General features: G+C 64.2%; 13 protein-coding genes. 8 read left to right on the top strand and 5 right to left on the bottom strand.

Features of this window, described 5'->3' with window-relative positions:
* Nucleotides 1–55: 55 nt before the first annotated feature.
* Nucleotides 56–1204 carry a ribonuclease D gene (gene rnd / locus ACK41X_RS04660; protein ID WP_409719760.1) on the bottom strand — a complete coding sequence of 383 codons (1149 nt, stop codon included), beginning with the start codon at nucleotides 1202–1204 and terminating at the stop codon, nucleotides 56–58.
* Nucleotides 1205–1214: 10 nt separating this feature from the next.
* Nucleotides 1215–2831 (bottom strand): thiamine pyrophosphate-dependent enzyme, encoded by a 1617-nt coding sequence (locus tag ACK41X_RS04655; RefSeq protein WP_409719758.1) that lies wholly within the window; start codon nucleotides 2829–2831, stop codon nucleotides 1215–1217.
* Between the two features lie 211 nt (nucleotides 2832–3042).
* Between ACK41X_RS04655 and aspS the strand changes: the two genes are divergently transcribed.
* Entirely contained in the window at nucleotides 3043–4842 is a 1800-nt protein-coding gene (gene aspS, locus ACK41X_RS04650) for an aspartate--tRNA ligase (RefSeq protein WP_409719756.1), read from the top strand.
* Here the strand turns inward: aspS and ACK41X_RS04645 are convergent.
* Nucleotides 4839–6116, bottom strand: coding sequence for a DUF2254 domain-containing protein (locus ACK41X_RS04645; protein ID WP_409719754.1), 1278 nt, complete (start codon nucleotides 6114–6116; stop codon nucleotides 4839–4841). The two genes, aspS and ACK41X_RS04645, sit on opposite strands and share 4 nt — an antisense overlap.
* 144 nt (nucleotides 6117–6260) lie before the next feature.
* On the opposite strand from ACK41X_RS04645, the gene ACK41X_RS04640 reads away from it, so the two are divergent.
* On the top strand, nucleotides 6261–8543 hold the full coding sequence (locus ACK41X_RS04640) for an NADP-dependent malic enzyme (RefSeq protein ID WP_409719813.1): 2283 nt from the start codon (nucleotides 6261–6263) through the stop codon (nucleotides 8541–8543).
* On the opposite strand, the gene hpaD is transcribed toward ACK41X_RS04640, so the two are convergent.
* Entirely contained in the window at nucleotides 8544–9548 is a 1005-nt protein-coding gene (gene hpaD / locus ACK41X_RS04635) for a 3,4-dihydroxyphenylacetate 2,3-dioxygenase (protein WP_409719752.1), read from the bottom strand.
* 197 nt (nucleotides 9549–9745) lie between these two features.
* Here hpaD and ACK41X_RS04630 point away from each other — a divergent pair, with 197 nt between their 5' ends.
* From ACK41X_RS04630 to ACK41X_RS04605, 6 genes are all read left to right on the top strand, one after another.
* Nucleotides 9746–10666: a pirin family protein gene (locus ACK41X_RS04630; protein WP_409719750.1), complete on the top strand. Its 921-nt coding sequence runs from the start codon at nucleotides 9746–9748 to the stop codon at nucleotides 10664–10666.
* Between the two features lie 162 nt (nucleotides 10667–10828).
* Nucleotides 10829–12457 (top strand): EAL domain-containing protein, encoded by a 1629-nt coding sequence (locus ACK41X_RS04625; RefSeq protein ID WP_409719748.1) that lies wholly within the window; start codon nucleotides 10829–10831, stop codon nucleotides 12455–12457.
* An 87-nt stretch (nucleotides 12458–12544) separates the two neighbouring features.
* A complete protein-coding gene (locus ACK41X_RS04620; protein WP_409719746.1) occupies nucleotides 12545–12853 on the top strand; it encodes a glycine zipper domain-containing protein in 309 nt (102 codons plus the stop codon).
* Nucleotides 12854–12983: 130 nt separating this feature from the next.
* Nucleotides 12984–13403 (top strand): hypothetical protein, encoded by a 420-nt coding sequence (locus tag ACK41X_RS04615; protein ID WP_409719744.1) that lies wholly within the window; start codon nucleotides 12984–12986, stop codon nucleotides 13401–13403.
* A 102-nt stretch (nucleotides 13404–13505) separates the two neighbouring features.
* Complete coding sequence (locus tag ACK41X_RS04610; RefSeq protein ID WP_409719742.1) at nucleotides 13506–13970, top strand: DoxX family protein; 465 nt, start codon at nucleotides 13506–13508, stop codon at nucleotides 13968–13970.
* Entirely contained in the window at nucleotides 13933–14298 is a 366-nt protein-coding gene (locus ACK41X_RS04605; protein WP_409719740.1) for a DUF3551 domain-containing protein, read from the top strand. The genes ACK41X_RS04610 and ACK41X_RS04605 overlap by 38 nt, the downstream gene beginning before the upstream one ends.
* A 429-nt stretch (nucleotides 14299–14727) precedes the next feature.
* On the opposite strand, the gene ACK41X_RS04600 is transcribed toward ACK41X_RS04605, so the two are convergent.
* Nucleotides 14728–15314, bottom strand: a 587-nt coding sequence (locus tag ACK41X_RS04600; protein ID WP_409719738.1) for a polysaccharide deacetylase family protein, incomplete at its 5' end; no start/stop codon positions are given.

Here is a 15314-nt window from a genome sequence, read left to right as displayed (position 1 = left end):
TGGGTCCCCGCTTCCGCGGGGACGAACGGATAGATGGATATGAACCGCGCAGGGACTAATCCCGTTCGATGGCGATAACACGCCCCTTGTCGATCGCAAGCGCAAGCCGTCCGGCTTTCAGCGCCAGCGCCTTCTCGCCGAACAATTCCCGGCGCCAGCCCCTGAGGGCCGGCACGTCGGCATGGTCGTCGGCGGCGATGCGTTCGAGATCGTCCACGGTGGCGATCACCTTGGCCGCGACGGCGTGGCGTTCGGAGGTCATGCGCAGCAGGACTTTCAGCAGCTCGACGATCGCCGTGCCGTTCTGGGCGGGCTTGGCGCGCTCCATCACCGGCAGCGATTTCGGATCGCGTGCGAGACCGCGCTTCACGATGTCGGGAATTTCGAGGCCCCATTTCGAGCGCTCGAAACCTTTCGGCACCGAACGCAGCGAAGCCAGTTTCTCGATTGTGGTCGGCGCCTGGATGGCGATGTCCGCCACGAGATCGTCCTTCAGCACACGGCCGCGCGGGACGTCGCGCGCCTTGGCCTCGCGCTCGCGCCAGGCGGCGACCTCCATCAGTACGGCAAGCTCTTTCGGTTTGCGCACGCGCGACCGCAGCCGCTGCCAGGCCTGATCGGGATCCATCCGGTAGGTCTCGGGCGAGGTGAGAACATCCATTTCCTCGCTCAGCCATTCGCTGCGGCCGCGCTTTTCCAGATCGTCACTGAGCTTGCGGTACACGTCGCGCAGATGCGTGACGTCGGAAATGGCGTATTCGATCTGGGTCTTGCTCAGTGGCCGCCGGGTCCAGTCGGTGAAGCGCGAGGATTTGTCGAGCGTGTCGCCGGTGATGCGCTGCACGAGCTGGTCGTAGGAAATCGAATCGCCGTGGCCGAGGACCATGGCGGCGATCTGGGTATCGAACACCGGATGCGGGATGAGACCCGCGCGATGCCAGACGATTTCGATGTCCTGGCGCGCGGCATGGAACACCTTCAGGACGTTCTCGTTGCCCATCAGGTCGAAGAATGGCTGCAGGTCGATGCCGGGCGCGAGCGCGTCGACAACGACAGCCTCGTCGGGGCTCGCCAGCTGCGCCACGCAGAGCTGCGGATAATAGGTCGACTCGCGCAGAAATTCGGTGTCGACGGTGACGAAAGGATGCGCAGCAAGACGCTTGCAGGCGTCGTTAAGGGCATCCGTTGTGGTGATCAGGTCCATGCCGCGACAGTCACCCGCGCACCCGTGGCATCATGATGAATTCCCATGGCGACGGCATGGCCTGAACCGGCATGTCGATCAGGGTCGGACCGCCGCGCCGCCTGAAGCCGCGGCGCAGCGCCGCGCGCAATTCCGCCGGCGTTTCGACGCGCTCGGCGGCTGCGCCGAAGCTCTCGGCGAACTTGACAAAATCCGGATTGGTGAGGTCGCTGGCGATGGTGCGGCCGCCATACCATTCCTGCTGGATCAGTTTCACATTGCCGTAGGCGTTGTTGTTGAACACGACAGTGACCAGCGGGATTTTGTGGCGCACCGCCGAGGCCATCTCGGTTGCGGTATAAAGAAAGCCGCCGTCGCCGGTGATCGACAGCACCGGCACGTCGCGCCGTGCATCCTGTACGCCGAGCGCGGTCGCAAAGCCCCAGCCGAGATTGTCCTGATAGCCGGGCGAGATGAAGGTGCGCGGATTGTAGACCGGCAACGCCAGACGCGCGGCAAAGCCGATCTGCGTCACTTCATCGACGAAAATGCCGTTTTCCGGCAATTCGGCACGGATCGCATCGAGGATCGCCATCTGCGGCACGAGCTTCGCGAGCCGCTTGGCGAGCTTCGCCTGCCGCTCTTGCATCTCGGCCTTGCGCGACTTGCGCTTGGCATTGTGCGCGGGCAGGGCGGCGAGGAGCTTGCGCAGCACGGCAGCCGAATCGCCGAGGAGCGCGACGTCCGGCTTGCCGGCGCGTTCCGGCTCGTCCGGATCGGCCTCGACCCTGATCACCTTGAGGTTCTTGTCGGTGCCCCACACGGTGAGCTGCTGCAGGAGCCGCGTGCCGACGCCGATCACGACATCGACCTCGGGCCACATCTCGTGTGCCAGCGGCAGGGTGATCGACAGCGGATCGCGGCTGTCGAGGATGCCGCGGCCGCGGCGATAGCCGAGCACCGGCGCCTGCAGCATCGCGGACAGCCGCGTCACCTCTTTCGCAGCATCCTGCGCGCCGCCGCCGCAGACGATCATCGGATTTTTCGCAGCGCCAAGAAGCTTTGCGGCCGCAGTGACCGCGTCGTCGTCGATCGGCGGCTCGAAAACCGGGAGGGGCGCGCAATCGACCACCGGCTCGGCGCGGCCCCAGACATCCATGCCGCATTCCAGCGCGGCCGGACCGGGGCGATCGATGGACATCGACCGGATGGCCTCCGCCACGAGGCGCGGAGCGTCGGCTGCGCGCGGGATGCGGGCCGAATGGTCGACCAGCCGTTCGATGATGCCGGCCTGGTCGCGGATTTCATGCAGCTGGCCGAGGTCGCGGCGGATGGTGCTTTGCGGGATCTGGCCAATCAGCCCGAGGACGGGGGCATTCATCGAATAGGCGGTGAGGAGAGCCGCGCCGGTATTGAGAAGGCCGGGCCCCGGCACCACCGAATAGACCTGCGGCTTGCCGGTCGCGAGCGCGGCGCCGAGCGCCATATAGGCGCAGCCCTGCTCATGGCGGGTATGCACCACCCGGACCCGGTTTCCGGCCTTGTAGAGGGCGTCGAAGAAATGGTCGTTATGAACGCCCGGCAGGGCATAGACCGTGTCGATTCCGTGCGCGAGCAGGGCGTTCACCACGGCCTGGCCGGTGGTCATCCGAACCGCCTGCGTGCTCGATTTCCCGCGGGCGGCGGACTTCTTGGCTGGTTTCGGCATTGATTCCGTCGGACTGGTTTGCAGCCCCCAGAATGCAGAAAGAGGCCGCTCTGTCGAGGCATTCCCTCGCCTTGACAAAGCACGACCCCCATGCGCTTTTCCCGCGCCTCCAGCCCACTTTTTCTCGAATCCGGCCAGCGAAAGACCCGCCATGCATCGTTACCGCTCCCATACCTGTGGCGCGCTCCGCGAGAGCGACATTGGCGGGGCCGTGCGCCTGTCCGGCTGGGTCCACCGGGTCCGCGACCACGGCGGCGTCTTGTTCATCGACCTGCGCGACCATTACGGGCTGACCCAGGTCGTGGCCGACCCCGACAGCCCGGCGTTCCGGGACGCCGAGAAGGTGCGCTCGGAATGGGTGATCCGGGTCGATGGCAAGGTCCGGCAGCGTCCGGCCGGGACCGAGAATCCCGACCTGCCCACCGGACAGGTCGAGGTCTTCGCCACCGAGATCGAGATGTTGGGCCCTGCGGGCGAGTTGCCCATGCCGGTGTTCGGCGACCAGGAATATCCGGAGGATATTCGTCTGCGCTACCGCTTCCTCGATCTGCGAAGAGAGCGGCTGCATAACAACATCATGAAGCGCGGCCAGATCATCGATTCGATCCGCCGCCGGATGAAGGAGAGCGGCTTCTTCGAATTCCAGACTCCGATCCTGACGGCGTCCTCGCCGGAAGGCGCGCGCGACTATCTCGTGCCCTCGCGCCTCCATCCCGGCAAGTTCTACGCGCTGCCGCAGGCACCGCAGCAATTCAAGCAGCTGATCATGGTGTCGGGCTTCGACCGTTATTTCCAGATCGCGCCCTGTTTCCGCGACGAGGATGCGCGCGCCGACCGCTCGCCCGGCGAATTCTATCAGCTCGATATCGAGATGAGCTTCGTCACCCAGGACGACGTGTTTAACGCGGTCGAGCCGGTGCTGCGCGGGGTGTTCGAGGAATTCGGCGGCGGCAAGCCGGTGACGCAGAAATTTCCGCACATCGCCTATGCCGATGCGATGCGGCTCTATGGCTCGGACAAGCCGGACCTGCGCAATCCGATCAAGATGGCGAACGTCACCGAAGCATTCCGCGGGTCTGGCTTCAAGATTTTCGCCAACATGATCGCGAACGATGCGGCGGTCGAAGTGTGGGCTATTCCCGCCAAGACCGGCGGCAATCGCGCCTTCTGCGACCGCATGAATTCATGGGCGCAGGGCGAAGGCCAGCCGGGACTCGGCTATATCTTCTGGCGCGAGGGTGAGGAGGGCGGCGCAGGTCCGCTCGCCAAGAATATCGGGCCGGAGCGCACCAGGCAGATCGCGGATCAACTCGAGCTGGGCGTCGGCGATGCGGTGTTCTTCGTCGCCGGCAAGCCGAAGGACTTTGTGAAATTCGCAGGCCTCGCCCGCACCCGCGTCGGCGAGGAGCTGAAGCTGATCGACACCGAGCGCTTCGAGTTTTGCTGGATCGTCGATTTCCCGATGTATGAATGGAGCGAGGAAGAGAAGAAAATCGACTTCTCGCACAACCCGTTCTCGATGCCGAATATGCCGGTCGAGGAATTCTTGGCGCTCGACGCAAGCGAGACCGAGAGGATTCTCGGCATCAAGGCGTTCCAGTACGACATCGTTTGCAACGGCGTCGAATTGTCGTCCGGCGCGATCCGGAACCACCGCCCCGATGTGATGAAGAAGGCCTTCGCCATCGCCGGCTATGACGAGAGCGTGCTGGAGGCGAAGTTCGGCGGCATGCTGCGCGCGCTCTCGCTCGGCGCGCCCCCGCATGGCGGCATCGCGCCGGGCATCGACCGCATCGTCATGCTGCTCTGCGGCGAGGAGAATCTCCGCGAGGTCGTGCTGTTCCCGATGAATCAGCGCGCCGAGGACCTGCTGATGGGCGCGCCGTCCGAGGTTTCGCCCAAGCAGCTGCGCGAACTGCATATCCGGCTCAACCTGCCGCAAAAGTCCTAAGCGGCCGTCAGGCCGGACGGCGCGATCCGCTCTTTCAGGGCCTCGAGATCGGCGCGCTCGTCGATGGAGCGCCGGCCCTCGCGCCAGATCATCGCAAGATGGCGTTCGATCGCCTGGCGTTGCGTTTCATTTGCCAGCCCGCGCAGGTCCATGAGCCGTTCGGCGAGACGGATCAGGATCGCAGGGCTGCCGCTGCCGTTCTGACGAATCATATTGAAGGCGGCATCCATCAGGCCGTCAAAGCGTGAGGTCGGGACGACCAGCCGCATCCGTCCTTTCCGGTCGCGCCAGACCGATTGCGCCTCGCCCCTCTGCATGATCCGCGACAGCGACATGGCGAGGCGGTCGATCGCCGCCATGGCGGTGAAGGGGTCATTGACCCCAGGTGACAGGGCGCGAACCGCAATCTCAACCATTTGCCGGATGGCGAATTCCAGATCCTGAACCGGCGTACGCTCCCGTCCGACAATGATCGCAGTCTCGACACGCCTGGAGAGATCGGAGGCTCCCGCCGATGCAGGCACCGTCTTTCCAATCACCATGTTGTCCAGCACCAGATGTCCGGCGCGCACGTCAAGCACGATCACAGCATTGGCTTGCGTGGCGGCCTCGACAATCTCGTTGTGATCGATGGCCTGAATGTAACCTTGACGATGCGTGCGCAGGGGCGCCGACTCGCCGGACAATTCGTCCGCAGCACGCGCGTCTTCGTCGGTGCGCTCTGGCAGCATCTGCGTCGCCTGCTCGTCAATATCGCAGCCGACGCTCTCGATCACGGTATCGGCGATGATCGAGCGCGCCAGATGGTGCACGAACAGCAGCAACGAAACGGCGCTGAGCAGAACCAGGAACGTCCCGATCGTGACGGCAAGATTGGGTGCTTCGTCGCCGGCACCGTAGACGCGGCGCAGGATCAGCAGCAGATAAACGACCGAGGCGGTAAAGAGTCCGAGCGTGAGCTGGGTGCGAATATCGCCCATGAAGATTCGGATGAGACGCGGCCCCAGCTGCTGGGCCGCGAGCGTCAGCACCACCATGGTGATTGAGATGGCGAGTGTGGCCAGCGTGATCATCGAGGTCACGAGTGCGGACAGAAAGCTCGGCGCGTCCTTGGCATTTCCGCTGTAGAGGAACCAGGCTGGATCGGCGCCGATATCGAGCCGGATTTTCATCGCAACGATCGCGGTTGCGACGGCCAATGCGATCATCGCCACGGGAACCGCCCACAGGCTTGTGCGCACCGATTCCCAGATTGTCAGCAGGCGCGGCAGCATACGGATCACCCCGACCGGTTGCGGACAATGCGATCTCGACCGGTCCTAACAAACATTCGCAATCCGGTCACAAGTTCCATAAAGAAGGGCATCCGGCTCCTGGAGGGGCGAGTCGGATACTGGAGAGGGTCAATGCCGTCCGTCATGTCCAACCTGTCCGATGACCTGAAAAACCAGGCGCTCGCCTATCACCGCTTTCCCAAGCCCGGAAAACTGGAGATCGCCGCCACCAAGCCGCTCGGCACCCAGCACGACCTGGCGCTGGCCTATTCGCCGGGCGTGGCCGCAGCCTGCGAGGCCATCGCCACTGATCCGCGCGAGGCCGCCGAACTGACCGGCCGGCAGAACCTCGTCGCGGTGATTTCGAACGGCAGCGCCGTTCTCGGCCTTGGCAATATCGGGCCGCTGGCCTCCAAGCCGGTGATGGAAGGCAAGGCGGTCCTGTTCAAGAAATTCGCCGGGATCGACGTGTTCGACATCGAGATCGATGCGCCAAGCGTCGAGCGCATGGTCGAGGTGATCGCGGCGCTGGAACCGACCTTCGGCGGCATCAATCTGGAGGACATCAAGGCGCCGGAATGCTTCGACGTCGAGGCGCAGCTGAAAGAGCGCATGAAAATTCCGGTCTTTCACGACGACCAGCACGGCACCGCGATCATCGTCGGCGCGGCCGTGATGAATGCGCTCTATCTCTCCGGCAAAACGATCGGGGACGTTAAAATCGTCGCCTCCGGCGCGGGCGCCGCGGCGCTCGCCTGCCTGAACCTGCTGGCGTCGCTCGGCGCCAGGCGCGAGAATATTTTCATCTCCGACATCGAGGGCGTGGTCTACAAGGGCCGCCCTGCGCTGATGGATCGCTGGAAAGAGGTCTATGCGCAGGATACCGACGCGCGCAAACTCGGCGACATCATCGGCGGCGCGGATATTTTCCTCGGCGTGTCGGCGGGCGGCGTGCTGAAACCCGACATGGTCAAGCGCATGGCGGACCGGCCCCTGATTATGGCGCTCGCCAATCCGACGCCGGAAATCATGCCGGACGAGGCGCGGGCGGTTCGCCCCGACGCCATGATCTGCACCGGGCGCTCGGACTATCCGAACCAGGTCAACAACGTTCTGTGTTTTCCGTACATCTTCCGCGGCGCGCTGGATGTCGGCGCAACCACCATCAATGAGCCGATGAAACGCGCGGCGGTGGAAGCCATCGCGGCGCTGGCGCGCGAGGCGCCGTCGGACGTGGCGGCGCGCGCCTATGAGGGCGAGGCCCGCACCTTCGGACCCGGCTCGCTCATTCCAAACCCGTTCGATCCGCGGCTGATCCTGCGCATCGCGCCGGCGGTGGCGCGGGCGGCGATCGAATCCGGGGTGGCGACGCGGCCGTTCGGCGATTTCGAGGCCTATAACGAGCGGCTGAACCGCTTCGTGTTCCGCTCCGGCTTCATCATGAAACCGGTCTTCACCCGGGCCAAGCAGGATCCAAAGCGCGTCATCTATGCCGAAGGCGAAGACGAGCGGGTGCTGCGGGCGACGCAGGTCATCGTCGAGGAGGGGCTGGCGCAGCCGCTCCTGATCGGCCGCCCAAGCGTGATCGAGACGAGGCTGGAGCGCTACGGCCTGTCGATCCGTCCGGGCCGCGATTTTACGCTCATCAATCCGGAGGACGATCCGCGCTATCGGGAGTTCGTCCAGGCCTATGTCGAGGCGGCGGGCAGGCGCGGCATCACCCCGGATGCCGCGCGCACCATCGTGCGCACCAATGCAACGGTGATCGCCGCATTGGCGGTGCGGCTCAACATCGCCGACGCCATGATCTGCGGTCTGGAAGGCCGCTACATGGCGCACCTGAAGAATATCCGCGATGTGATCGGGCTGGCGCCGGGCGTGAACGAATTCTCGGCCATGTCGCTCGTCATCACGAACAAGGGCGCCTATTTCCTCGCCGACACCCAGGTGACGCCGGAGCCCGGCGTGGAAGCGGTCGCGGAGATGGCGGTTCTTGCCGCCGACCACGTCCGCCGATTCGGGCTGGAACCGAAAATCGCACTCCTGTCACACTCGGATTTCGGCTCCTACGACAGCGCGTCCGCCGCCAAGATGCGGGCGGCGATGCGGCTTCTGCAGGAACGCCACCCCGAACTCGAAGCCGAAGGCGAAATGAACGGCGATACCGCGCTGAGCCCGATGATCCGCGAGCGGGTGTTCCCGCATTCGCGGCTGAAGGGCGAGGCCAATGTGCTCATCATGCCGAACCTCGATGCGGCCAACATCGCCTATCAGATGACCAAGGTGCTGGCGGATGCGCTGGCGGTCGGGCCGATCCTGATCGGCGCCGCGCTGCCCGCCCATATCCTGACGCCTTCGGTGACTGCGCGCGGCGTCATCAACATGACGGCGTTTGCGGCGGTCGAGGCACAGAGCGCGCGGCGCTAGCTAGAACTGGTTGGCCAGAAACGCCTCCAGCGTCACCGGATCGGCCTTGAGCAGCGGCTCTGCCGGTTCGACGCCTTCAAACTCCGTCGCCTCGAAGAACCAGGCGCGCGTCGCCGGCAATCCCCAGAGCTGCGAGCGGCTGGTATTGGTCAGGTCCCAGCGGATCGGCGGCACGTCCGGATCGATCGCCTGATAATGCGTGTTGAACAATTCGATCCGGTGCCCGTCGGGATCGCGGAAGTAAACGAACAGCGCATTGCCGATGCCGTGCCGTCCGGGTCCGCGCTCCATGCGGCTCGCATAGCCCAAGCTCGCCGCGACATCGCAGGCATGGATCAGGTCGCGCACCTCCGGCACGGTATAGGCGAAATGGTGCAGCCGCGGGCCGCGGCCGTTGCTGAACACGATATCGTGCGGATTGCCTTTGCGCTGGAGCCACACGCCCCACAATTCGTCGGTGTTGTCGCGTGCGGTGTATTCGGTCAGCCTGAACCCGAGCGCCGTATAGAAATCGAACGCCCGCTGGATGTCGGAGGCCGCGACCTGGACGTGATCGAGATGCTGCGGGGAGCCGCCGTGAAATCTGTCGAAGGACTGCATCAGGCGGGGCACGATGTCCATCCGGGCGCAGAGTTCGATGGGCGATCCGGACCCGTCGGTAAAGCGCAGCGTGCGGCCCTGATAGGCCGCCTCGATCCATTGGCTCGCGATGCCGCGGCGGTCGAGCCACTCCTTGGCCTTTTCGAGATCGGTCTCGGTGAGAACGCGAAAGCCGATCGCCCGGCAGACCGGTGCATCGGGGGATTTGCGGATCACCAGCGAATGGTGGCCAGCCTCTTCGAGGCCGCGCAGATAGAGCGCGTCTTTGTCCCGGTCGCTTACGACCAAACCAAGCACGTCGCTGTAGAAGCGCTGGCTGGCATCGAGATCGCGGCCGGTCAGGATCACATGGCTGACGCGGGTGATGTTGAAGGGCGGGTCGAGAACGGGCGGGGGCAGGGTCATAACGGAGGCTGCGGGCTTTCAATTGTCTGCGGTGCTTCACCGTCCGGCCGGACAGGCCGGCGCAGCTTATGGGCCGGGACGCATCGTTTCAAATCGTGTGCGTCCCGCAGGTCATCGCATTGGCGTCATGGTTGCGTGTAGACTGCAGTCGGCGGCCCAACGGGACGGTTGGGCGAAGATTGTGGGACCGCACCGCGATGAGCTTCTTTCCAGGCGAGGATCCGGCCCCGGGCGACCGGCAGTCCTGCGATGCGCTGGAGCGCGTGATCGTCCCGCGCACCACCGATCTCGGCAATTTCGAGGTCCGCCGCGCGCTGCCGTCGGCGCAGCGCCGCATGGTCGGCCCCTTCGTGTTTCTCGATGAAATGGGTCCGGCGGCCTTCCGCGCCAGCACCGGCATCGATGTGCGGCCGCATCCGCATATCGGGCTTGCCACCGTGACCTATCTGTTCGACGGCGAGATCACGCATCGCGACAGCCTCGGCACCTTCGTCCCGATCCGGCCGGGCGAGGTCAACTGGATGACCGCGGGCCGCGGCATCGTGCATTCGGAGCGCACGGCGCCGGAGCGGCGGACCAACGGCGATACCCTGCACGGGCTGCAATGCTGGGTCGCGCTGCCCGCCGACAAGGAAGAGATCGAGCCGTCCTTCTTCCATCGCAACGCCGAGGATCTGCCGCTCGTCACCGACAACGGGTTCACCGCGCGCATTGTGGCGGGACAGGCATACGGCGCGCGCTCGCCGGTCGTCACCGCCTCCGACACCGTATTTGCCGATGTCGCGATGAAGGCGGGGACCATGATCCCGCTCGACCCGGATTACGAGGAACGGGCAATCTACATCGTCAGCGGCGAGATCGAGATCGCGGGCGACCGTTTCACCGGGCCGCGGCTTCTGGTGTTCCGGCCAGGCGACCGCATTACCGTGCGCGCCGTGAATGACGCGCGGATCGCGACCCTGGGCGGCGCTGCGCTCGAAGGTCCGCGGTACATCTGGTGGAATTTCGTGTCCTCGCGCAGGGAGCGCATCGAGCAGGCCAAGGAGGACTGGAAGTCCGCACGCTTCGACATCGTGCCGGGCGACGAGGAAGAGTTCATCCCGCTGCCGGATCGCTGACCGCGGTCCAATCCACGATCCGATATTAACCGTTGAGAAACCATGATGCAGGCGCTGCGCTGCGATCGCTGCAGGGCTTGCGTTTCCGCATTCGAAGGTTAAGCCCGCCTTTACGCCGAACCGGCAATTTGAACGGTAATTCGGTGCTGAGGGGCGCGTTTGTTGCCGCGAGGATTCACAAAACTGATCGCGATCGCGGTCGGCATCCTGCTTGCGGGCGCGCCGCTCATCGGCCTGCATTTCTGGGTCGATGGATTCCTGGTTCGGCAGAGCGCGAGCGACGTCGAGACCTTCGCGCGACGATCGATCCAATTGGTCGATATGCGCCTGGCCGCCGCCCTTGGAGAACTCGAACGCCTCGCTGCGCAGGGGGTCGATGGTTGCCGGCCCGAGCAGATCGAAGCCATGCGCAGCGCAAGTCTTGCCACGGCCTGGGTCCGGCAATTTTCCGTGCTCGGCGTTGCCGGTCAGCCGCTCTGCGCCGATCTCGGATTGCCCGGTCCGGTGAGAGTGCTGACGGCCCGGAACATCCAGGGAAGCGACGGTGAAATCAGTCACGCCAGTATCGAGGTGGTGCAACTCGGCGACCTGGACCGGCGGATGGTGCGGTTGCGTCTGCCCGTCGGGCCTGCGGGCAACCATAGCCTGGCCGCACTGTTGCTTCCGGACGTGTTGATCGCGCGGCTCGGTCTGAAGAACGAAGCCGGGTCGGGTTATGCGAAACTGGCTTCCGTCGACGGCACCAAGATCACCGAAACCGGGCAGCGGCCGGCGGATAGCGAGGCGCTATCCGAGATCAGCCGCAATGCCCGCATTTCGGACCGCTTCGGGCTTCGGGTCAGCACCTCGCATCCGCAGATCGCGGCGGAGGTGTCGCTCTCGGACTTGCGCGAGATCGCGATCGCCATGACCGGCATTCTGTCGCTGGCGCTGATTGCTTTCGCGCTGATCCTGCGCTTGCGCCAGCGCGACAACCCCGTGGCCGAGCTCGAGCGTGCGCTGGAGAACGACGAATTCGTGCCCTATTATCAGCCGATCGTCGATATCACCAATGGCCGGCTGCGCGGCGCAGAAGTCCTGATGCGCTGGAGGAAAAGTGACGGGACCGTTCTGCCGCCAGCAGCTTTCATACCGCTGGCTGAATCGAGCGGTCTGATTTTCGCGATGACGCGGAGCGTCATGCGCAGGGCCATTGCCGAGATGAGCCAGGCCTATTCCCTGCGTCCGAGGCTCAAGCTCGGCTTTAACATGACGGCCGAGCATTTTTCCAACGAGACCATCGTTCGGGATCTGCGCGCGATCGTCGAACGATCGTCGATCCGCTTTTCGCAGATATTCCTGGAAGTCACCGAGCGCCAGCCGCTGGAAAACCTGAATCGAACACGCCGGGTCATCGCCATGCTGCAGGATCTCGGCGTCCGGATTGCGATCGACGATGTCGGCGCCGGTCACGGCGGACTGTCTTATATTCTCAAGCTCGGCGCCGACATCATCAAGATCGACAAGATGTTTGTCGATGCGCTTGGGAATGACACGCATTCGATCACCATCATCGAGACGCTGGTGGATCTGGCCGAAAGCATGCGGATGGACATCATCGCGGAAGGCGTCGAGACCTTCGAGCAGGTCGTTGCACTCAGGGAGCGCGGCATCCGGACTGCGCAAGGCTATGTCTTTGCTCCGCCATTGCCCGGCTCATCCTTCCTCAAATTGATCGACACGATCGAGCCTCGTTCCGCCGCGGAGCCGGAAGCAACTGCGGAACTGAGGAGCGCGGCCCAATATATCTGACCCGCGATGCGAGTCCGTCGCTCGCATTTGAAGCCATCTGCGCCGGTGCTATGCTATCCTTGCCGAACCCCTTGGAGGAGGATCGTCATGATTCGCACCGGGATCGCTGTGGCGTGTCTGTTGCTTGCGCTTGCCGGACCTGCGCATCAGGCCAGCGCGCAGGACGGTGTCATCGGCGGCGCGCTCTTCGGAGGTGCGGCCGGCGCGATTATCGGCGGCGCAGCCGGCGGCCGCAGCGGTGCCGCGGCCGGGGCGTTTATCGGTGCGGCGACGGGCGCGATGATCGGCGCAGACATGGAGCGGCGCCGGACCGGATATTACTGGTATAATGGCCGTTGCTGGCGCCGCGATCGCGGCGGCAATTACCATCTTGTTTCCCGCGGCCTGTGCGGGTGAGGGCGGATCCGGGGCGAGGCGAGGGCGGCCGGCGCCGCCGCCCCATCGCCACGCCATCGGCGCAGTTGCCTCAGGATTGCCATCGGTCGCGCGCAGGAGCAGTCCTCCAAACCTCACCCGAGACCGTTTCATGAAAGTTCCAATCCTCGTGTTCGCGCTGACAGTCCTGCCAGCGTCCTTCAGCCTTGCCCAGAAGGCCCCACCGGCGCCGGCGCCCTTGCTGGAAAACGAGCAGATCAGGGTGCGCGAAATCCGCCTTGCGCCGGGCGCTTCTCAGCCTTCCGCGGCGCGGCCGAACACCTTTCTTTACGCGCTGACCGATGGCGCGATTGTCTTCACCCCGCCCGGCCGCAAGGGTTACGAACTGACATTCAAGGCCGGTGAGGCGTTGTGGCTGCCCTCGCAGGAAACCGCGGCCGCCAATGAAGGCGACAAGGAGGTCCGGGCGCTGGTTGTCGAGATCAAGGCGCGCGCCCCTGCCGCGAAAAAGCGTGCGCCGGCCAAGGCGACGAAAGGCAAGGGGACCAAGAAGGGCGCGCCAAAAAAATGAGCGCCGCCGAAACCGATGTGTTGCAGATTGTGTCTTGCGAGCGGTGGGTTTGCGATCAGATTTGATTGGTGAACGGTGCCGGGTGTCCTGGGGGATTTCGCGATGAACATGCTTTTGGTGATTGGACGCATCCTGTTCGTGCTGGTGTTCATCCTGTCCGGCGCGCAGAAGCTGATGGACATCCCCGGGACCGCAACGCTGATCGGCGAGAAGGTTCAGCTGCCGGCCTTGACCGCGGATTACCTGCCGCAGCTTGAGGCCGCAACCGGGATGACCACGCCGACCATGCTGGCGATTCTGGTCGGCGTGGTGGAGATCGGTGCGGCGCTGATGATCGCCGCCAATCTCGGCGCGCGGGCCGGTGCGGTGCTCCTGATTTTGTTCACGATCGCGGCGACCTGGTATTTCCATCCCTTCTGGACAATGACCGGGGCCGAGCGGGAGGCAAACATGATCCAGGCCCTGAAGAATCTGTCACTCTTGGGCGGTCTTCTGGTGATTTTCGCGGTCGGGCCATGGCGGCCCGGTTATGGTCGCTATGCCGAGCCCGAGACGCAGCGTCTGTGACGCACGGCTTACGATGGCGCCTACGATAAATGAGCGGAGTGGATTGATGCGGATTCTGACGGGCTTCGCCCTGACTGGAACGGTGATTGTCTCAGGGCTTTGCCTGCTGCCGACAGCGCTGCCGGTGTCGACAGCGGAAGCCCGCAATGCGTCTTACGCGACGCCCTATTGTGCCCGCGAATTCGATGGTGCGACCGACTGCTCCTATTTCACCTTGCAGCAATGCCTCGCCGCCGTGTCAGCGACGGGAGGGGACTGTGCGGTTAATCCGCGGTATGGCGTGGAGCCGAGGCCGCACTCTCGACGGGCGCAGCGCAATAGTCGCTGATATTTCGGAAGCGTCCGATCCGCTCGAAACAAGCGGGTGCGAGATCGGGGAGCGCGGAAATAAAGGGGGCGACCAAGTGGGCCGCCCCAAGTTTGATACGCCACGCGGGAGGAACCTCTGCGGGATCGGCCCCCTCTGATCGCCGGTCCCGCGTGACTGAAGAATCGAATCGAAATTCGATTGCAACCATTGCCTGAAATTTCGGCGGCGTCACTCTGATTGTCTTAACGAGTGTGTGAATTGCCTCAATCGTTGCCGGACCACAACACCCGCCGGGGCGGTTTGCCGAAGACCGGCTGCCTGACCCGGACCGGGAAAAATTTCGATTGCCCACAAGACCTTGCCCGCGGGCAGCGGAACGACCTGGCTTGCAAAAAAAATCGCCGGGCAAACCCGGCGATCCTGGCAACTTTGAAAAACCGGCAAGCCTTACTCGACGGTCCGGACCACACTCGCAGTCGGACGCTGGTCGACGGTCGGCAGCTTGGCCTCCTTTTTGATCATCTCGTCATATTTGGCCATCGACTGCACTTTGTCTTTCGCCCGCATATGCACGATCTTGAAGCCGCCTTCCTTCAGCTGCTTGAGGAGTTCGGGCACCGCCTCGGCGGTCTGCGTCTGGAAATCGTGGAGGAGAACAATGCCCTTGTTGGATTTCTTCAGCTTGGCCATCACCGAATTCACGACCTGTTCGGGCCGGCGCGCCCGAAAGTCGAAGGAGTCCAGATCGGTCGAGAAAATCGCGATGTTGCGCTCGCCGAGATAGGTCACGAGCGCTGGCGGATGACGCAGCGCGACAAAGCGGAAGAACGGGGCGGCCTGCGCGCCGAGCGACATATTGATGGCGCTGATGCCCTTCTCGATCTCCTCCTTGGCCTGTTCCGCCGTAATGTTCTTGCGGCCAAGATCGGCGTGGCTCCAGGTATGGGAGCCGATCGTGTGACCGGCTTCGGCGACCTGCCGCAGGATTTCGGGGTAATAAGTGGCGTGCTTGCCGATGATGAAGAAGGTGGCCC

Source organism: Pseudorhodoplanes sp., assembly GCF_046289595.1.
GTDB lineage: Bacteria > Pseudomonadota > Alphaproteobacteria > Rhizobiales > Xanthobacteraceae > Pseudorhodoplanes.
This window is presented reverse-complemented; position numbering and strand designations above follow the sequence as displayed.

Coding starts and splice junctions, on each gene's coding strand:
- ACK41X_RS04640 (WP_409719813.1), top strand. CDS start 6,261: ATGTCCAACCTGTCCGATGACCTGAAAAACCAGGCGCTCGCCTATCAC.
- ACK41X_RS04610 (WP_409719742.1), top strand. CDS start 13,506: ATGAACATGCTTTTGGTGATTGGACGCATCCTGTTCGTGCTGGTGTTC.
- aspS (WP_409719756.1), top strand. CDS start 3,043: ATGCATCGTTACCGCTCCCATACCTGTGGCGCGCTCCGCGAGAGCGAC.
- ACK41X_RS04630 (WP_409719750.1), top strand. CDS start 9,746: ATGAGCTTCTTTCCAGGCGAGGATCCGGCCCCGGGCGACCGGCAGTCC.
- ACK41X_RS04605 (WP_409719740.1), top strand. CDS start 13,933: ATGGTCGCTATGCCGAGCCCGAGACGCAGCGTCTGTGACGCACGGCTT.
- ACK41X_RS04655 (WP_409719758.1), bottom strand. CDS start 2,831: ATGACCACCGGCCAGGCCGTGGTGAACGCCCTGCTCGCGCACGGAATC.
- ACK41X_RS04615 (WP_409719744.1), top strand. CDS start 12,984: ATGAAAGTTCCAATCCTCGTGTTCGCGCTGACAGTCCTGCCAGCGTCC.
- rnd (WP_409719760.1), bottom strand. CDS start 1,204: ATGGACCTGATCACCACAACGGATGCCCTTAACGACGCCTGCAAGCGT.
- ACK41X_RS04645 (WP_409719754.1), bottom strand. CDS start 6,116: ATGCTGCCGCGCCTGCTGACAATCTGGGAATCGGTGCGCACAAGCCTG.
- ACK41X_RS04620 (WP_409719746.1), top strand. CDS start 12,545: ATGATTCGCACCGGGATCGCTGTGGCGTGTCTGTTGCTTGCGCTTGCC.
- hpaD (WP_409719752.1), bottom strand. CDS start 9,548: ATGACCCTGCCCCCGCCCGTTCTCGACCCGCCCTTCAACATCACCCGC.